Origin of the sequence: Kitasatospora sp. NPDC051853 (assembly GCF_044452665.1) — a bacterium.
Classification (GTDB): Bacteria; Actinomycetota; Actinomycetes; order Streptomycetales; family Streptomycetaceae; genus Kitasatospora.
This window is the reverse complement of record NZ_JBITBY010000014.1, coordinates 118,395-134,632: the sequence shown is the minus strand read 5'-3', so window position 1 is coordinate 134,632 and position 16,238 is coordinate 118,395. Positions and strand designations below refer to the sequence as shown.

The window sequence follows — 16,238 nt, the reverse complement described above, 5'->3', positions numbered from 1 at the left end:
GTCCCAGCGCAGACCGCCAGCTCCGCCCGCGAATCCCGGCACCCCCGGGGTCCAGCCGGTCGGAGCCGCTCCGGTCTGCCCCCGGGTGCGCTCCTGCTGTGCACTTCGCCGTGCCCTCCGCGCGCCCGTGTGCACGCGGAAAAGTCGACAAGGAGACAAATGATGCTGCTTGCCCAGCGGCTTCGCCCACCGGATCCGGCGGGTGCCGCCCGGCTCTACCTGGGGGTGGCGGCCGGGGCGTTCCGCCGGTACTCCACCTACCGGGCGGCCACCTTGGCCGGGGTCTTCGCCAACACCGTCTTCGGCTTCATCCTCGCCTACACCTTCCTGGCCCTCTGGCAGGCCCGCCCCGGCCTCGGCGGCTACGACACCGACCGGGCCGTCGCCTACATCTGGGTCAGCCAGTCGCTGCTGATGACCGTCGCGGTCTGGGGCGGCGGCTTCCAGGACGACGTCCAGCAGCGCTTCCGCACCGGCGACATCGCCGTCGACCTCTACCGGCCGGTGGACTTCATGGGCTGGTGGCTGGCGGCCGACCTCGGCCGGGCCGGCTTCCACCTGCTCGGACGGGGCGTGGCGCCCACCACGATCGGCGCGCTGGCCTTCGGCTTCGCCCTCCCCGTCAGCCCGCTGGTCTGGGCCGCCTTCCTGCTCTCGGTGCTGCTCGCGGTGGTGGTCAGCTTCGGGCTGCGCTTCCTGGTCGCGCTCACCGGCTTCTGGCTGCACGACTCGGAGGGCGTCCGCTCGGTGATGGTGGTGGTCTCGATGTTCTTCTCCGGCGCCCTGCTCCCGGTGGTGGTCTACCCGGGCTGGCTGGGCACCCTGGCCGCCGTGCTGCCCTGGTCCGGGATGGTGCAGATCCCCACCGACGTCATCCTGGAGCGGCGCACCGGCACCGCCCTGCTGGCCGGCCTCGCCTTCCAACTCGCCTGGGCCGTCGGCCTGCTGGCGCTCGGCCGGGGCGTGCAGCTGCTGGCCACCCGCAAGGTGGTGGTCCAGGGTGGCTGACACCGCGGAGCTCGTGCTCACCCGCCAGGGCCCGTGGGCGAAGACCGTCTGGGCGCTGCGCTCCTGGTGGCTGGTGGCCACCATGTGGAACCGGGCCAGCATGGCCTACCGGGCCTCCTTCACCATGATGCTGGCGGCCAGCACGGTGATCACCGCGCTGGACTTCGTGGTGATCCTGCTGATGTTCCAGCACACCGAGCAGCTCGGCGGCTGGTCGCTGGCCGAACTCGCCTTCCTCTACGGCACCGCCGGCTTCGCCCTCGGCACGGCCAACCTGCTGGTCGGCTGCGTGGACGCGCTCGGCGACCGGATCCGGGCCGGCACCCTGGACACCATGCTGATCCGGCCCGCGGCCGTGCTGGCCCAGCTCTGCGCCGAGCGCTTCACCCTGCGCCGGATCGGCCGGCCGCTCCAGGCCCTCGCCGTGCTCGGCTGGGCGATCGGCCGGCTGGACGTGCGGTGGACGGCGGACAAGGTGCTGCTGCTCGTGGTGATGCTGGTCTGCGGCAGCGTCATCTTCTGCACCGTCTTCATCGGCTTCGCCACCGTGCAGTTCTGGTGGGGCGAGGCCGGCGAGTTCCAGAACGCCTTCACCTACGGCGGCGGCACCCTGCTGCAGTACCCGCCGACCGTCTTCGCCAAGGAGCTGGTGGCGGGCACCGTCTTCGGCCTGCCGCTGGCCTTCGTCAACTGGCTGCCCGCGCTGCACGTCCTCGGCAGGCCCGACCCGCTCGGCCTGCCCGAGGCCTTCCGCTTCGCCTCGCCGCTGGCCGCCCTGCTCTGCGTGCTGGCCGCCGGGCTGGCCTGGCGGGCCGGGCTGCGGGCCTACCGGGGCACCGGGAACTGACCACTCTCTCGTACGGAGGTACGGACACATGTCTCTGATCGAACTCGAGGACGTCGGACGGGAGTTCACCGTGCGGGCGAAGACCGGCCGGTTCCGCCGGGAGAAGCGGACGGTCCGCGCGGTGGACGGGCTGAGCTTCCGGGTGGAGGCCGGCGAGTGCGTCGGCTACATCGGGCCGAACGGCGCCGGGAAGTCCACCACCATCAAGATGCTCACCGGCATCCTGGTGCCCACGGCCGGCCGGCTCCGGGTGGCCGGGGTCGAACCGGCCCGGGAGCGCGTGCAGTTGGCCCGCCGGATCGGGGTGGTGTTCGGCCAGCGCACCACCCTCTGGTGGGACCTGCCGCTGCGCGACTCCTACGAGCTGGCCCGGCGGATCTACCGGATCCCGGACGCCCGGTACCGGGAGAACCTCGACCGCTGCGTCGAACTGCTGGACCTGGGAGCCCTGCTGGACACCCCGGTGCGCCAGCTCTCGCTCGGCCAGCGGATGCGCGGCGACCTGGCGGCGGCCCTGCTGCACGACCCGCAGGTGCTCTACCTGGACGAACCCACCATCGGGCTGGACGTGGTGAGCAAGGCCCGGGTCCGGGAGTTCCTCCGCGAGGTCAACCGGGACCGGGGCACCACGGTGCTGCTCACCACCCACGACCTGACCGACATCGAGCAGCTCTGCGGCCGGGTGATGGTGATCGACCACGGGCGGGTGGTCTACGACGGCGGCCTGGAGGGGCTGCACGCGGCGGCCGAGAGCGAGCGCACCCTGGTGGTCGACCTGGCCGAGGAGGGCCCGGAGATCTCGGTGCCCGGGGCCCGGGTGGTGAAGGTCGAGGGGCCGCGGCAGTGGCTGGCCTTCCCGGCCGAGCAGAGCGCCGCCCCGCTGGTCGCGGCGGTCGCGGAGCGGTACCCGCTGGTGGACCTCTCGGTCCGGGAGCCGGCCATCGAGGACGTGATCGCGCGGATGTACGCCGAGGTGGCGATCGGCTGACCATCGGCTGACCAGGTGAGCGCGTGCGCGGTTCGCTCACTCGTGAGGGTGAAATCGGTGACTCCGGGGTGTCGCTGCTCGTTGGCATCCCGGAGTACCGCACGGGCACGAGGAGTTGGGCGGGGATGGCGGGGCAGACCGGCAGCACGGAGGGACTGGTGCCGGTGGCGCGGCCGGTGATCGGGGACGAGGAGATCGCGGCCGCGGTGCGCGTGCTGCGCTCCGGATCGGTGGTGCAGGGGCCCGAGGTCGCGGCCTTCGAGCGGGAGTTCGCCGACCTGGTGGACGGCCGGGAGTGCGTGGCCGTCAACTCCGGCACCTCCGCACTGCACCTGGCCCTGCTGGCGCTCGGCATCGGGCCGGGCGACGAGGTGGTGGTCCCCTCGTTCTCCTTCGCCGCCACCGCCAACGCCGTCCGGCTGGCCGGGGCCGAGCCGGTCTTCGCCGACATCGAGCCCGGGAGCTTCGGCCTGGACCCGGCCGCGGCGGCCGCCGCGATCGGCCCGCGCACCGCCGCGCTGCTCCCCGTGCACCTGTACGGACACCCCGCCGCCATGGGCGAGTTGGGGCGGTTGGCGGAGCGGCACGGGCTGGCCGTGGTCGAGGACGCCTGCCAGGCGCACGGCGCCGCGCTGGGCTCCACGGCGGCCGGGGCCCTCGGGGCGGCCGGCTGCTTCAGCTTCTACCCGACCAAGAACATGCACGCCCTGGAGGGCGGCATGGTGACGGTGGCCGACCCCGCGGTGGCCCGGCAGCTGCGACTGCTGCGCAACCAGGGCATGGAGCAGCGCTACCGGAACGAGATCGTCGGCGCCAACCTGCGGATGACCGACGTCTCCGCCGCCATCGGCCGGGTGCAGCTGCGGCGGCTGCCGGCCGCCAACGAGCGGCGACGGGCCCACGCGGCCCTGCTGGACCGGGAGTTGGCCGGCCTGGCAGCGGCCGGGCTGGTCACCCCGGTGGTGACCGCGGGGGCGCGGCACGTCTACCACCAGTACACCGTCCGGGTCCTCGGCGGGCGGCGGGACCGGCTGCGGCGGGAGCTGGCTGCGGCGGGGGTGGACAGCGAGGTGTACTACCCGGTGCCGATCCACCGGCTGCCGCCGTTCCAGGGGTGGTGGGAACTGCCGGAGACGGACCGGGCGGCGGCCGAGGTGCTGTCGCTGCCGGTCCACCCCACGCTGACGGAACGGGAGTTGGCGCGGGTGGCGGAGGCGGTCAGGAGCGCCCTGGGTGCCTGGGGCGCCCAGGGTGACCTGGGTGCCCCGGGTGACCTGGACACGGCCGGCCGTGCGGACGGGGCGGTGCCGAGTGCGGTCGCCTGAGGCCGGGAGCGGGCCGGGGCCCGCGGGCGTCGGGCGCCGGACCGGTCCGGTGGGGCGGCAGCGGAGTGGCGGGCCGGTCCGCAGGGAGCCGGTCCGCGGGGAGCCGCTGCGGGCCGGGCTGATCGGCTTCGGGGCGATGGGGCGCAACCACGCCCGGGTGCTGGGCGGCCTCCCCGGGGTCGAACTGGTCGGCGTGGTGGACCCGTTGGGCGGGGCCGGGCCCTGCGGGGTGCCGGTGCTGCGCGAGCTCGACCGGCTGCTCGCCCTCGGCATCGACTACGCGGTGGTGGCCTGCCCCACCGCCGGGCACGAGGGCGTCGGGCTCCGGCTGGCCGGGGCGGGCGTGCCCGCGCTGATCGAGAAGCCGCTGGCCCCGGACTCCCGGGCGGCCGGCCGACTGGTGGCCGCCTTCGACGGGCTGGTGGCCGGGGTGGGCCAGGTGGAGCGGTACAACCCGGCGCTCCAGCAGCTGCGCACCCGGCTGGCCGCGGGCGAGCTGGGGGAGGTCTACCAGGTGTCGACCCGCCGTCAGGGGCCGTTCCCGCAGCGGATCGCCGACGTCGGGGTGGTGCAGGACCTGGCCACCCACGACATCGACCTGACCGGCTGGATCACCGGTCAGGCCTACGCCTCGGTGGCGGCCCGGACGGTGCGCAAGAGCGGCCGCCCGCACGAGGACATGGTCGCAGTGGTCGGCACGCTGGCCGACGGCACCATGGTCAGCCACCTGGTCAACTGGCTCAGCCCGCAGAAGGAGCGCCAGGTCGCGGTCACCGGGGAGCGCGGCTGCCTGGTCGCCGACACCCTGACCGGCGACCTCACCCTGCACGCCAACGGCGCGGTGGCCACCGAGTGGGAGCTGGTCCGGGCCTTCCGCGGGGTGACCGAGGGGGACGTGGTCCGCTACGCCTTCCCCAAGCGGGAGCCGCTGCTCAGCGAGCACGAGCAGTTCCGGGAGGCGGTGGCCGGGCGTCCGGCCACCATCGTCCCGCTGGCCGAGGGCCTGCGCACCGTCACCGTCGCCGAGTCCGTCCTGGCCGCCGCCGGGCGGCCCGTACCGCTGGAGGTGACCGGATGAGCACCGGTCCGGGGCAGGTCCCCGACGTCACCGTCGTGGTCGCGGTGTACGACACCATGCCGTACCTGACGGTCTGTCTGAGCTCGCTGGTGCGGCAGACCCTGGGCCCCGGGCGGCTGGAGGTGGTCGCGGTGGACGACGGGTCCACCGACGGCAGCGGGGCCGAGCTGGACCGCTTCGCCGCCGCGCACCCCGGCCTGTTCCGGGTGGTCCACCAGCCCAACTCCGGCGGCCCCGCCGCCCCCAGCAACCGGGCCACCGACCTGGCCCGCGGCCGGTACGTGTTCTACCTGGGCGCGGACGACTGGCTCGGCCCGGAGGCGCTGGAGCGGATGGTCGCGATGGCCGACCGGTACGGCTCGGACGTGGTGCTCGGCCGGATGGTCGGGGAGGGCGGGCGGCACGTCCCGCAGGGCGTGTTCGACCGGACCGAGCCCTCCGTCGGCTTCGCCGGCTCCTCGCTGGCATGGGCGCTCTCCGACACCAAGCTGTTCCGCCGGGAGCCGCTGGTGCGGTACGGCATCCGGCGCCGCGAGGACCTGCCGGTCTACTCCGACCAGCCCTTCACCCTGCAGGCGCTGCTGCGGGCCGAGGGCCCGGTCTCGGTGCTGGCCGACTACGACTGCTACCACGCGGTGCTCCGGGCGGACCGGGGCAACGTCACCGTCCGCTCCGGCCTGCTCAACCGGCTGCGCGGCCTGGAGGCGATCACCGCCGTGGTCGAGCAGCTCACCGAGCCGGGCAGCCCGGAGCGCCGGGCGCTGAACCTCCGTCACTTCGGCTGGGACGTGCCGCAGCTGCTCCGGGAGGGCCTGCTGGAGCTGCCGCCGGCGGAGCAGCGGCGGCTGGTGGAGGGGGTCGGGCGGCTGGTCCGCGAGCACTGCGCGGTGCTCGGCGAACTGGGGACGGCCGAGCGGCTGCGGCTGGAACTGGCGGCCGAGGGCCGCTGCCGGGCGGTGCGCGGGCTGGTCGAGGACGAGGCCGGGGTGTCGGGGGAGCGGCTGGTGCTGCCCCGTCAGCTCTGGCGGGACGTGGTGCCCGAGCGGGCCCGGCAGGAGCTGCGGCGCCGGGCCGGGTGGCGGAGGTTCACCGCGCGGGTGAGCGGGGGCTGACGGAGAGGTGAGCGGGCGGAGAGGTGAGCGGGCGGAGAGGTGAGCGGGCGGGTGGGCGCTGACGGAGAGGTGGACGGAGGGAGAGGTGGACGGGCGGGTGGGGGCTGACGGAGAGGTGGGTCGGCGCGTGGGCGTCGAGGGTGCGGACCGGACGGTCTGCGTGGTCGGGCTGGGCAAGATCGGGCTGCCCCTCGCGGTGCAGTGCGCCGGGAGCGGGTGGCGGGTGCTCGGCGCGGACACCGCGCCGCCGGTGGTCCGTCAGGTCAACGACGGCGAACCGCCGTTCCCCGGCGAGCCGGAGCTGGCGGAGCGGCTCAAGCGGGCCGTCGCGGAGGGCCGGCTGACCGCCGGTGGCGACACGGCGGCCGCCGTGGCCGGGGCCTCCGTGGTGGTGGTCGCCGTGCCGCTGCTCACCGCCCCCGACCACAGCCCGGACTTCACCCTGCTGGACGCGGCCACCGACGCCGTCGCGGCCGGGCTGCGGCGCGGGGCGCTGGTCTCGTACGAGACCACCCTCCCGGTCGGCACCGTCCGGGGCCGGGTGGCCGAACGGCTGGCGGCCGGCTCGGGGCTGCGCCCCGGGGAGGACTTCGGGCTGGTGTTCAGCCCCGAACGGGTCTCCTCGGGAAGCGTCTTCGCCGACCTGCGCCGCTACCCGAAGCTGGTCGGCGGCATCGACGGGCGCTCCACCCGGCAGGGCGCGGAGTTCTACGCCTCGGTGCTGGACTTCGACCCCCGGCCCGAACTGCCCCGGCCGAACGGCGTCTGGGTGCTGGCCTCGGCCGAGGCGGCCGAGTTCGCCAAGCTGGCCGAGACCACCTACCGGGACGTCAACATCGGGCTGGCCAACCAGTTCGCCCGCTACGCGGACCGGATCGGGGTGGACTTCGCCGAGGTGGCCGAGGCCTGCAACTCCCAGCCCTACAGCCACCTGCACCGGCCCGGCGTGGCGGTCGGCGGCCACTGCATCCCGGTCTACCCCCGGCTCTACCTCTGGGGCGACCCGTCCGCCACCGTGGTCCGGGCCGCCCGGGAGGCCAACCTGGCCATGCCCGGCCACGCGGTGGACCGGCTGGCCGCCGTGCTCGACCTGACGGACCGTCCGGTGCTGGTGCTCGGCGCGGCCTACCGGGGCGGGGTGAAGGAGACCGCCTGCTCCGGCGTCTTCCCGCTGGTGGACGCCCTGTGGGCGGCCGGGGCCCGCCCGTACGTGGCCGACCCGCTGTACGGCGCCGAGGAGCTGACCGCGCTGGGGCTGCCGCCGCACCGGGGCGAGCCGGTGAGCGCGGCGATCGTGCAGACCGACCACGCCGAGTACCGGACGCTGGGGGCCGATCAACTGCCCGGGGTACGGGTGCTGCTGGACGGGCGGCGGGTCACCGACCCGGCGCGCTGGGCCGGGGTGCACCGGATCGTGCTCGGCGGCGGCGGTGGCGGGGGCTGAGGGAGGTCTGGGGGAGGTCCGAGGGAGGGACTGAACTCCTCGGGGTGACCCGGAACTGCCCCTGAACTCCACCGTGCCCCGGCCGTCTCCGGGCGGAGTCCGGGGCAGACTGGCGGGGTGAGTGCCGATCAGACGGCCGGGACCGGGGTCCGGTTCACCGCCGCCGACGAGGAGAAGCGCCGGGGCGTCCGGCGGATGAAGCTGTTCGCCACCGGGCTGCTCGGTGTGGCCACGGTGGTGTTCGGCCTGGCCACCTGGGCCGACGCGGCCGGGGCGGGCGCCTGGGCCGGGTACGTGGCGGCCGCCGCCGAGGCCGGGATGGTGGGCGCGCTGGCGGACTGGTTCGCCGTCACCGCGCTGTTCCGCCGCCCGTTCGGGCTGCCGATCCCGCACACCGCGATCATCCCGACCAAGAAGGACGCCTTCGGCAAGTCGCTCGGCGACTTCGTCGGGGACAACTTCCTCTCCGCGCCGGTGGTGCGGGAACGGCTGGCCCGGATGGGCATCGCCCGGCGGCTCGGCGAGTGGCTGGCCGCACCGGGCAGCGCCGAGCGGGTCACCGGCGAGGCGGCCGCCGCGCTGCGCGGGGTGCTCGCGGTGCTCAACGACGACGACGTGCAGGCCGTGGTGGCCGAGGCGGTCACCCGCCGGGCCGCCGCCACCTCGGTGGCCGAACCGGCCGGCCGGCTGCTCGGCAAGGTGGCCGCCGACGGCGGCCACCACGGGGTGGTGGACCTGGTCGCCGTCCGGGTGCACGACTGGCTGACGCACCACCACCAGGACGTGGTGCGGCGGATCACCCAGAAGACCCCGGGCTGGACCCCGAAGTTCATCGACCACCAGGTCGGCGAGCGGGTCTACAAGGAGCTGATGCGCTTCGTCACCGACATCCGGGACGACCCGCGCCACCCGGCCCGGGGCGCGGTCGACGACTTCCTCGCCGACTTCGCGGTCGAGCTCCAGCAGGACCCGGCCACCATCGCCCGGGTGGATCGGGCCAAGGACGACCTGCTCGCCCGCCCCGAGGTGCAGGACCTGATCGCCTCCTCCTGGGCGGCCGTCCGCACCCTGGTGCTGACCGCGGCCGAGGACGAGCAGAGCGAGCTGCGGCGCCGCATCCGCGACGGGCTGCGCTCGTTCGGGCGGAAGCTGGCCACCGACGAGCGGCTCCAGGCCAAGGCGGACGGCTGGCTGCAGGACGCGGCCGGGTACGTGGTGCAGACCTACCGGGCCGAGATCACCGCCCTGATCTCCGACACCGTGGCGGGCTGGGACGCGGACGACGCCTCCCGGAAGATCGAGGCCAACGTCGGCCGGGACCTCCAGTTCATCCGGATCAACGGCACCGTGGTCGGCGCACTGGCCGGCCTGCTCATCCACACCGTGGCGGTGGCGCTCGGAGGCTGACGGCCCCCCGGGGTTAGCATGCAGCGACTGCAACGGTGCACGAGGTGAGGAGAGCGCAGTGGCTGAGGGCAAGCGGGACATCGGGGCCTTCATCGCGGGGATGCCCAAGGCCGAGCTGCACGTCCACCACGTCGGCTCCGCCTCGCCGCGGGTGGTGGCCGAGCTGGCGGCCCGTCACGAGGGCCGCACCAAGGTGCCGTTGGACCCGGCCGCGCTGGCCGAGTACTTCACCTTCACCGACTTCGCGCACTTCATCGAGGTCTACCTGAGCGTGGTCGACCTGATCCGGGACGCCGAGGACGTCCGCGCCCTCACCTACGGCGTGGCCGAGGACATGGCCCGGCAGAACATCCGCTACGCCGAACTGACCGTCACCCCGTACTCCTCGGTGAGCCGGGGCATCCCGGACGTGGCCTTCATGGAGGCCATCGAGGACGCCCGGAAGTCCGCCGAGAAGGACCTCGGCGTGGTGCTCCGCTGGTGCTTCGACATCCCCGGCGAGGCCGGTCTGGCCGCCGCCGAGGAGACCGCCCGGCTGGCCGTCGACCTGGCCCCCGAGGGCCTGGTCAGCTTCGGCCTCGGCGGGCCGGAGATCGGCGTGCCGCGCCCGCAGTTCAAGCCCTACTTCGACCGGGCCCGGGCGGCCGGCCTGCGCAGCGTCCCGCACGCGGGCGAGACCACCGGGCCGGAGACGGTCTGGGACGCGATCCGGGTGCTGGGCGCCGAGCGGATCGGCCACGGCACCCAGTCGGTCAAGGACCCGGCACTGCTGGACTTCCTCGGCGAGCACCGCATCCCGCTGGAGGTCTGCCCGACCTCCAACATCGCCACCCGCGCGGTGGGGCGGATGGAGGAGCACCCGATCCGTCAGATGGTGGACGCCGGGCTGCTGGTGACGGTCAACAGCGACGACCCGCCGATGTTCGGCACCGACCTGAACACCGAGTACGAGGTGGCCGCCCGGCTGCTCGGCCTGGACGAGACCGGCGTGGCCGGGCTGGCCCGCAACGCGGTCGAGGCCAGCTTCCTGGACGCACCCGGCAAGGCGCGGCTGATCGGTGAGATCGACCGCTACCTCGCCGGGTGGGACCGGGGCTGAGGCCTCAGGCCTTCTCCGTCCCCTTCGTGGCACCGGCCTTCTTCGTGGGGCGGGTCTCCGTCTTGGGGCCGGCCTTCTTCGTGGGGCCGGCCTTCTTCGTGGGGCGGGTCTCCTTCGTGGCACCGGTCTCCGTCGTGGGGTCGGTGCCGCGTTGCAGCCAGGCCCGTTCGGCGAGGGTCCAGGCGGTGGTGGTGAGCAGGTAGAGCGCCCCGGCGAGGGGGAGCACCAGGGCGAACAGCGCGGTGCCGTAGGAGAGGTAGGGCGCGAAGGCGGCGCCGGGCGCCGCCGGGTCGGTCACGGCCCGGCGGGCCCGCCGGAAGCCCAGCCATCCGAGCACCGCGAGGAGCGCGAACACGGCCGCGAACACCAGCAGTTCGGCGGGCCGTCCGGCCCCGGTCGGGTGCAGGCCGAGCGGGACGCCGAACAGGGTCGCGCCGAGCAGGTCGTTCGGTGTGGTGAAGAGCCGGTACATCACGGTGAAGAACGGCAGCTGGGCCAGCATGGGCAGGCACCCCGCGAACGGGGACGCCCCCTCGGCCCGGTACAGCTCCGCGGTGGCCTCGCGCAGCTTCTCCGGCCGGTCCTTGTGCTTGCGGCCCAGGGCGGCCAGTTGCGGCGCCAGCCTGGCCCGGACCCGCTCGCCCCTGGCGGCGGAACGGGCCAGCGGGTGGAGCAGGAGCCGTACGGCGACGGTGAACAGGACGATCGCCAGGGCGGTCGGCAGGTGCGCGGCGAGGGCCGCGACGGCGTCGTGGGCGAGGCCGACGACGGGGTCGAGCAGGGTGAGGACGGACATGACGGGGTGAGCCCTCCGGGGTCTCTGGAGCGCGCGGCGCCGCGTGGGCGGGTGCGCGCGGGTACGAGAGGTCGGCGGAGGACGGCCGGTGAGCGGGGGCGTGCGGGGTGCTGCCGGGCGACACGTGACGCGTCGCGCGTGGTGTGTGACGCGTGGTGCGTGACGCGTGACGCGTGGCGTCCGGCGTGTGACGCGTGGTGTGTGGCGTCTGGTGTGTGACGCGAGCTCAGGCGGCCGTCGGGGCCGCGCCCGGTGCCCTGGGGCGGCGACGGCCGCGGGCGTCCGGATCACGCTGGGGCAGGAAGGCCGAGCGGTAGGCGCGCCGGCGCAGTGCGCGGTCGCGGACCGCGCTCGGGGCCCGCGCCCCGAGGAGGCGGGCGGTGGCCAGCGCGGTGGCGGCCACCCCGGCCAGCAGGACCAGGGTGGCGGCCGCCGCGACGGCGCCGAGGCCGCCGGAGGACATCAGCTGATCGCCCGTCAGCAGGCGTACCAGGCCGAGCAGTACGGCGAGCAGTGTCATCGGCCGGACCTCCTCGGGCTGGTGGGCGTGCGTTCGGTCAGATCATCGTACGCGCACCGGCCGGGTGAGGGGAGGAGGGCCGGTCAGCTCGCGTCGAGCCGGACGGTGGTGCCGGTGGCGGAGGAGGCGCGGGCCGCCTCCAGGACGGTGAGGGTGGCGACGGCGTCCCGGGGGTCGACCGGCGGCGGGGTGCCGTCGGCGAGGGCGGCGGCGATGCCGGCGTAGTAGGCCGGGTAGTCGCCCGGGGCGGTCGGGGCCGGTGCCGAGGACTCGTCGGTGCCGAGAACACCGTAGGAAGCGGGGCTCTCGGTGCCCCAGGTGGCCCCGGGAGCCGGGCGGTGGCCGGTGCGCAGCTCGGCCTCCTGCGGGTCCATGCCGTACTTGACGTAGCCGGCCGCGTCGCCGAGCACCCGCAGGCGGGGGCCGCCGAGCGGGCTGAGCGCGCTGGTCCACAGGTGGGAGCGGACGCCGGAGGCGTGGCTCAGCGCGAGGAAGGCGTCGTCGTCCACCACGGCGCCGTCCCGGAGGGTCTCGACCTCGGCGTAGACCGTGTCGACCGGGCCGAACAGGGTGAGCGCCTGGTCGACCAGGTGGCTGCCCAGGTCGTACAGGGTGCCGCCGACCTCGGCCGGGTCGGCCAGCTCGCGCCAGCCCGGCTTGGGCTTGGGGCGGAAGCGCTCGAACCGGGACTCGAAGCGGTGCACCCGGCCGAGCGCGCCGGACTCCACCAGCCGACGGGCCGTCAGGAAGTCGCCGTCCCAGCGGCGGTTCTGGAAGACCGAGAGCAGTACGCCGCGCTGCTCGGCGAGCGTGCACAGCCCGGCCGCCTCGGCGGAGGTGGCGGCCAGCGGCTTGTCCACCACGGTGGGAAGGCCGGCGGTGATCGCGGCCCGGGCCAGCGGCAGGTGGGTGCGGTTCGGGGAGGCGATCACCACCAGGTCGATCCGGCCGTCAACGGCCTCGTCGAGGAGCTGCTCGGGGGTGTCGAGGGGGCGGGTGCCCGGGTGCTGCTGGTGCAGCTGGGCACGGCGGTCGGGGTTGGCGGTGACCACCGCGTCCAGCCGCAGTCCGGGGGTGGTGGCGATCAGCGGGGCGTGGAAGGCGGAGCCGGCCAGGCCGTAGCCGATCAGGCCGACGCGGAACGGGGGAGGGGGAGTGCTGCTCATCCTCCTACCCAACCACGGCGTCGGCGCCGGGCGGCCACGCCGCATCACGGCGTGGCCGCCCGGCTTCGCCCTCGGGTCTGCCCTCGGGACCGGCCTCGGGTCCGACGTCGGCTTCGACCTTGGGGCCGATGTCGGCCCCGACCTTGGGTCAGGGTCAGGGGCAGTGGGTCCGGGTCAGCGGGCCGCGTGGGCGGCGGCGCGACGGCGGCGGTGCAGGAAGGCGACGGTGCCGCCGGCCAGCAGGAACGAGGTACCGACGGCGGTCATCAGGCCAGTGGAGCGGTCGGTGCCGGTCTCGGCCAGCTGCTGGGTGGCGGGCGCGGCGGCGGGGGCCGCCACGGGGGCCGCGGCGGCCGGCGCGACCGCGGGGACGGCGCCGTGGTCGTGGTGGGCCGAGGTGTCCGAGGCGGGGGCGACCGCGGGGGCGGCGGCGGGGGCCGTGCCGGTGCCGTCGAAGGTGACGTCCGAGCAGGTGTAGAAGGCCTCCGGGCTGTCCGAGCGCTGCCAGATCGCGTAGACCATCTGACGGCCCGTCTTTCCGGTCGGGATGGTCACCGGGAAGGTGTAGTAGCCGTCCACCACCTGGGGGTCGGTGATGCTCGCGAACGGGGTGGCGTCCAGGTTCGACCAGCTCAGCGCGACGTTCGGGTTGTAGGTGCTGTTGGTCATGAAGAGCTGGAAGGTGCCGCGGTGCGGCGCGGTGGCGCGGAACTTGAAGTTGGTCTTGGCACCCGCGGTGAGGTTGGTGGCCGGCCAGTCGTTGCGGGCCAGGTCCAGGCCGACGAACTCGTTGGCCCCGGCGCTGCACAGCCGGCCGTCCGGGATCAGCTGGCGGTGGCGGCCGGCCGCGTCGCCGATCCGGACGCCGTTCCAGTCGTACATGGCCTGGGTGCCGCCGAACGCGATGGCGGCCTTGCAGGCGGCCGACTTGGGCTGCTCCGGGCCCTCCAGGTAACAGCCGTAGACCCGGCTGAGCGGGTTCTGCATGGACCCGTGCGCGGAGGCGGCGCCGGTGCCGAGTACGGTGGAGGCGAGCGCGGTGCCGGCCAGCGTGAGCACGGCTGCGGTGCGGCGGAAGGACATGGGTGGGTGCTCCGTTCAGCATTCAGCGGTGGGGGTCACCGGGTGCGGCGGTGTGGGGCCGCCGCGGGCGGTGATGTGGGGTCGCTGTGGAGACCGTAGCCATGGGGCGTCCGGGAGTTGACGGCCCTTCAGATAGTTAGGAAGCCCTTAAGGCTCCCTTGAGGTCGGCATCAGGGCGTGCTCCGAGGGCGGAGCGGGCCGTCCGCTGAACGGGACTGAACGGGTCGTGCGGAGTCGGTCGGCGGTGCAGTGGTCTGGACCGGGGGTCCGGCCCGGTGCGGCGCGGCACGGTGTGTGCGGCGCGGTGCGTGCGGCGCGGAATGGTGTGTGCGGCGCGGTGCGTGCGGTGCGGGCGGGACCCCCGGAAGGAACGGCTCAGATCAGGTCGACCAGGTCGGCGATCGAGTCGGCCACCCGGGTCGGGCGGTACGGGAAGCGCTCGACCTCGTGCGCTTGGGTCAGACCGGTGAGGACCAGGAAGGTCGACATCCCGGCCTCCATGCCCGAGACGATGTCGGTGTCCATGCGGTCACCGATCATCGCGCTGTTCTCGGAGTGGGCGCCGATGGCGTTCAGACCGGCCCGCATCATCAGGGGATTGGGCTTCCCGACGAAGTACGGCTCGACGCCGGTGGCCTTGGTGATGAGCGCCGCGACCGCGCCCGTGGCGGGGAGGGCGCCCTCGGCGGAGGGGCCGGTCTCGTCCGGGTTGGTGGCGATGAACCGGGCACCGTCGTTGATCAGGCGGACGGCCTTGGTCATGGCCTCGAACGAGTAGGTGCGGGTCTCGCCGAGCACCACGAAGTCGGGGTCGGTGTCGGTGAGGACGTAGCCCACGTCGTGCATCGCCGTGGTCAGACCGGCCTCGCCGATGACGTACGCGGTGCCGTTCGGACGCTGGTCGTCCAGGAACTTGGCGGTGGCCAGCGCCGAGGTCCAGATGTGCTCGGCGGGGACGTCGAGACCCATCCGGGCCAGCCGGGCGTGCAGGTCCCGCTGGGTGTAGATCGAGTTGTTGGTCAGGACCAGGAACGGCTTCCCGGACTCCCGCAGCCGCTTGATGAAGGCGTCGGCTCCGGGGATCGGGACGCCCTCGTGGATGAGGACTCCGTCCATGTCGGTGAGCCAGGTCTCGATGGCCTTGCGCTCTGCCACGTAGGTGTCTCCCTAAGGTCTTGCGATGGTCCGGAAGCGCACGGACCGGACGCCTGTGGCCGGCCGGGCGGTACTGACTGCCCCAACGCCGGCAAGCCTAGTCGTCCCGGGGCTGGAGGGGCAGGTGGGGAGAGGTCCCGACGTGCGGGGGTGGCCGGTCGGCGCGGGGGCGTGTGGTGGGGCCGGGGATCGGTTCGGCTCGGGTCGGTCCGGGTCGGTCCGGCTCGGTTCGGTCCGGCTCGGCGGCTGGTTCGGTGGCCGGTTCGGCGAACGGTTCGGGTGTGTCGGCGGGGATGTGTAGCGTTCGGGGTGTTGGAGACGGGTTTGTCGTGAAAGGCAGTGGGTCGTGACGGAGTTGGTGGAGACCGTGGGCGCGTTCGAGGTACCGGAGTCCTGGCAGGAGGCGCTGGCCGGGGAGTTGGCGAAGCCGTACTTCGCCGAGCTGACGGACTTCGTGGCGGCGCAGCGGGCCGAGCACCAGGTCTTCCCGCCCAGCGGGCAGGAGTTCGCGGCGCTCGCGGCGACCCCCTACGACAAGGTCCGGGTGCTGGTGCTCGGGCAGGACCCGTACCACGACGACAACCAGGCGCACGGGATGAGCTTCTCGGTGCAGCCCGGGATCAAGATCCCGCCGTCGCTGCGGAACATCTACAAGGAGCTGGACGCCGACCTCGGCGTCCCCGCGCCGGACCACGGCTACCTGATGACGTGGGCCGAGCAGGGCGTCCTGCTGCTGAACGCGGTGCTCACCGTGCGCGCGCACGAGGCCAACTCCCACAAGGGCAAGGGCTGGGAGAAGTTCACCGACGCGGTGATCTCGGCGGTCAGCGCCCGCGAGGAGCCCTGCGTCTTCGTGCTCTGGGGCAACTACGCCAAGAAGAAGCTGCCGCTGATCGACACCACCCGCCACGTGGTGGTGCAGGGTGCGCACCCGTCGCCGCTGTCGGCCAAGCTGTTCTTCGGCAGCCGGCCGTTCTCGCAGATCAACGAGGCGCTGGTCGAGTTCGGCGGGGAGCCGATCGACTGGCAGCTGCCGAAGCTCGCCGACCTGGAGGCCTGAGCCGGAGGCCCTCCAGGGTCCTCTGTGGTCCTCTTCCGGGATCTCCCCAGACGGACGCCCGTGGTCGGTGAGGTCGCGCTGTGCGAGGCTGGCGGCCGGAACCGATCACGGGTGTCCGTCCGGGCTCGGTCGGGTTCGACCGGGCTCGGC

At 74.2% G+C, this 16,238-nt stretch carries 15 protein-coding genes; 10 read left to right on the top strand and 5 right to left on the bottom strand.

The features are described from left to right. Positions 1-162 precede the first annotated feature (162 nt). The 9 genes from ACIA8O_RS33435 (at position 163) to ACIA8O_RS33395 (ending at position 10,308) form a co-directional block, all read left to right on the top strand. Complete coding sequence (locus tag ACIA8O_RS33435; protein WP_396297772.1) at positions 163-1,008, top strand: ABC transporter permease; 846 nt, start codon at positions 163-165, stop codon at positions 1,006-1,008. A gap of 82 nt (positions 1,009-1,090) precedes the next feature. Beyond that, a complete protein-coding gene (locus tag ACIA8O_RS33430) occupies positions 1,091-1,855 on the top strand; it encodes an ABC transporter permease (RefSeq protein WP_396297872.1) in 765 nt (254 codons plus the stop codon). A gap of 28 nt (positions 1,856-1,883) precedes the next feature. Beyond that, positions 1,884-2,843 carry an ATP-binding cassette domain-containing protein gene (locus ACIA8O_RS33425; RefSeq protein WP_396297771.1) on the top strand — a complete coding sequence of 320 codons (960 nt, stop codon included), beginning with the start codon at positions 1,884-1,886 and terminating at the stop codon, positions 2,841-2,843. Positions 2,844-2,968: 125 nt separating this feature from the next. Beyond that, positions 2,969-4,168 (top strand): DegT/DnrJ/EryC1/StrS family aminotransferase, encoded by a 1,200-nt coding sequence (locus tag ACIA8O_RS33420; protein ID WP_396297770.1) that lies wholly within the window; start codon positions 2,969-2,971, stop codon positions 4,166-4,168. Between the two features lie 49 nt (positions 4,169-4,217). Then, positions 4,218-5,246, top strand: a complete 1,029-nt coding sequence (locus ACIA8O_RS33415; protein ID WP_396297769.1) for a Gfo/Idh/MocA family protein — start codon at positions 4,218-4,220, stop codon at positions 5,244-5,246. Further along, entirely contained in the window at positions 5,243-6,358 is a 1,116-nt protein-coding gene (locus tag ACIA8O_RS33410; RefSeq protein ID WP_396297768.1) for a glycosyltransferase family 2 protein, read from the top strand. The genes ACIA8O_RS33415 and ACIA8O_RS33410 overlap by 4 nt, the downstream gene beginning before the upstream one ends. 127 nt (positions 6,359-6,485) lie before the next feature. Then, entirely contained in the window at positions 6,486-7,802 is a 1,317-nt protein-coding gene (locus ACIA8O_RS33405) for a nucleotide sugar dehydrogenase (RefSeq protein ID WP_396297767.1), read from the top strand. Between the two features lie 117 nt (positions 7,803-7,919). After that, a complete protein-coding gene (locus tag ACIA8O_RS33400; protein WP_396297766.1) occupies positions 7,920-9,209 on the top strand; it encodes a DUF445 domain-containing protein in 1,290 nt (429 codons plus the stop codon). 58 nt (positions 9,210-9,267) lie between these two features. Then, positions 9,268-10,308 (top strand): adenosine deaminase, encoded by a 1,041-nt coding sequence (locus ACIA8O_RS33395; protein ID WP_396297765.1) that lies wholly within the window; start codon positions 9,268-9,270, stop codon positions 10,306-10,308. Positions 10,309-10,312: 4 nt separating this feature from the next. Here the strand turns inward: ACIA8O_RS33395 and ACIA8O_RS33390 are convergent, their stop codons facing one another. From ACIA8O_RS33390 to ACIA8O_RS33370, 5 genes are all read right to left on the bottom strand, one after another. Continuing rightward, positions 10,313-11,104 (bottom strand): YidC/Oxa1 family membrane protein insertase, encoded by a 792-nt coding sequence (locus ACIA8O_RS33390; RefSeq protein ID WP_396297764.1) that lies wholly within the window; start codon positions 11,102-11,104, stop codon positions 10,313-10,315. A gap of 226 nt (positions 11,105-11,330) precedes the next feature. Then, entirely contained in the window at positions 11,331-11,624 is a 294-nt protein-coding gene (locus tag ACIA8O_RS33385; RefSeq protein ID WP_380149620.1) for a DUF6412 domain-containing protein, read from the bottom strand. An 83-nt stretch (positions 11,625-11,707) separates the two neighbouring features. Beyond that, positions 11,708-12,790 (bottom strand): Gfo/Idh/MocA family oxidoreductase, encoded by a 1,083-nt coding sequence (locus tag ACIA8O_RS33380; protein ID WP_396297763.1) that lies wholly within the window; start codon positions 12,788-12,790, stop codon positions 11,708-11,710. 174 nt (positions 12,791-12,964) lie between these two features. Beyond that, positions 12,965-13,873: a lytic polysaccharide monooxygenase gene (locus tag ACIA8O_RS33375; RefSeq protein WP_396297762.1), complete on the bottom strand. Its 909-nt coding sequence runs from the start codon at positions 13,871-13,873 to the stop codon at positions 12,965-12,967. Positions 13,874-14,248: 375 nt separating this feature from the next. Then, on the bottom strand, positions 14,249-15,028 hold the full coding sequence (locus ACIA8O_RS33370) for an HAD-IIA family hydrolase (protein ID WP_380149618.1): 780 nt from the start codon (positions 15,026-15,028) through the stop codon (positions 14,249-14,251). A gap of 346 nt (positions 15,029-15,374) precedes the next feature. Here ACIA8O_RS33370 and ung point away from each other — a divergent pair, with 346 nt between their 5' ends. Continuing rightward, on the top strand, positions 15,375-16,088 hold the full coding sequence (gene ung, locus ACIA8O_RS33365; protein WP_396297761.1) for a uracil-DNA glycosylase: 714 nt from the start codon (positions 15,375-15,377) through the stop codon (positions 16,086-16,088). Positions 16,089-16,238 lie beyond the last annotated feature (150 nt).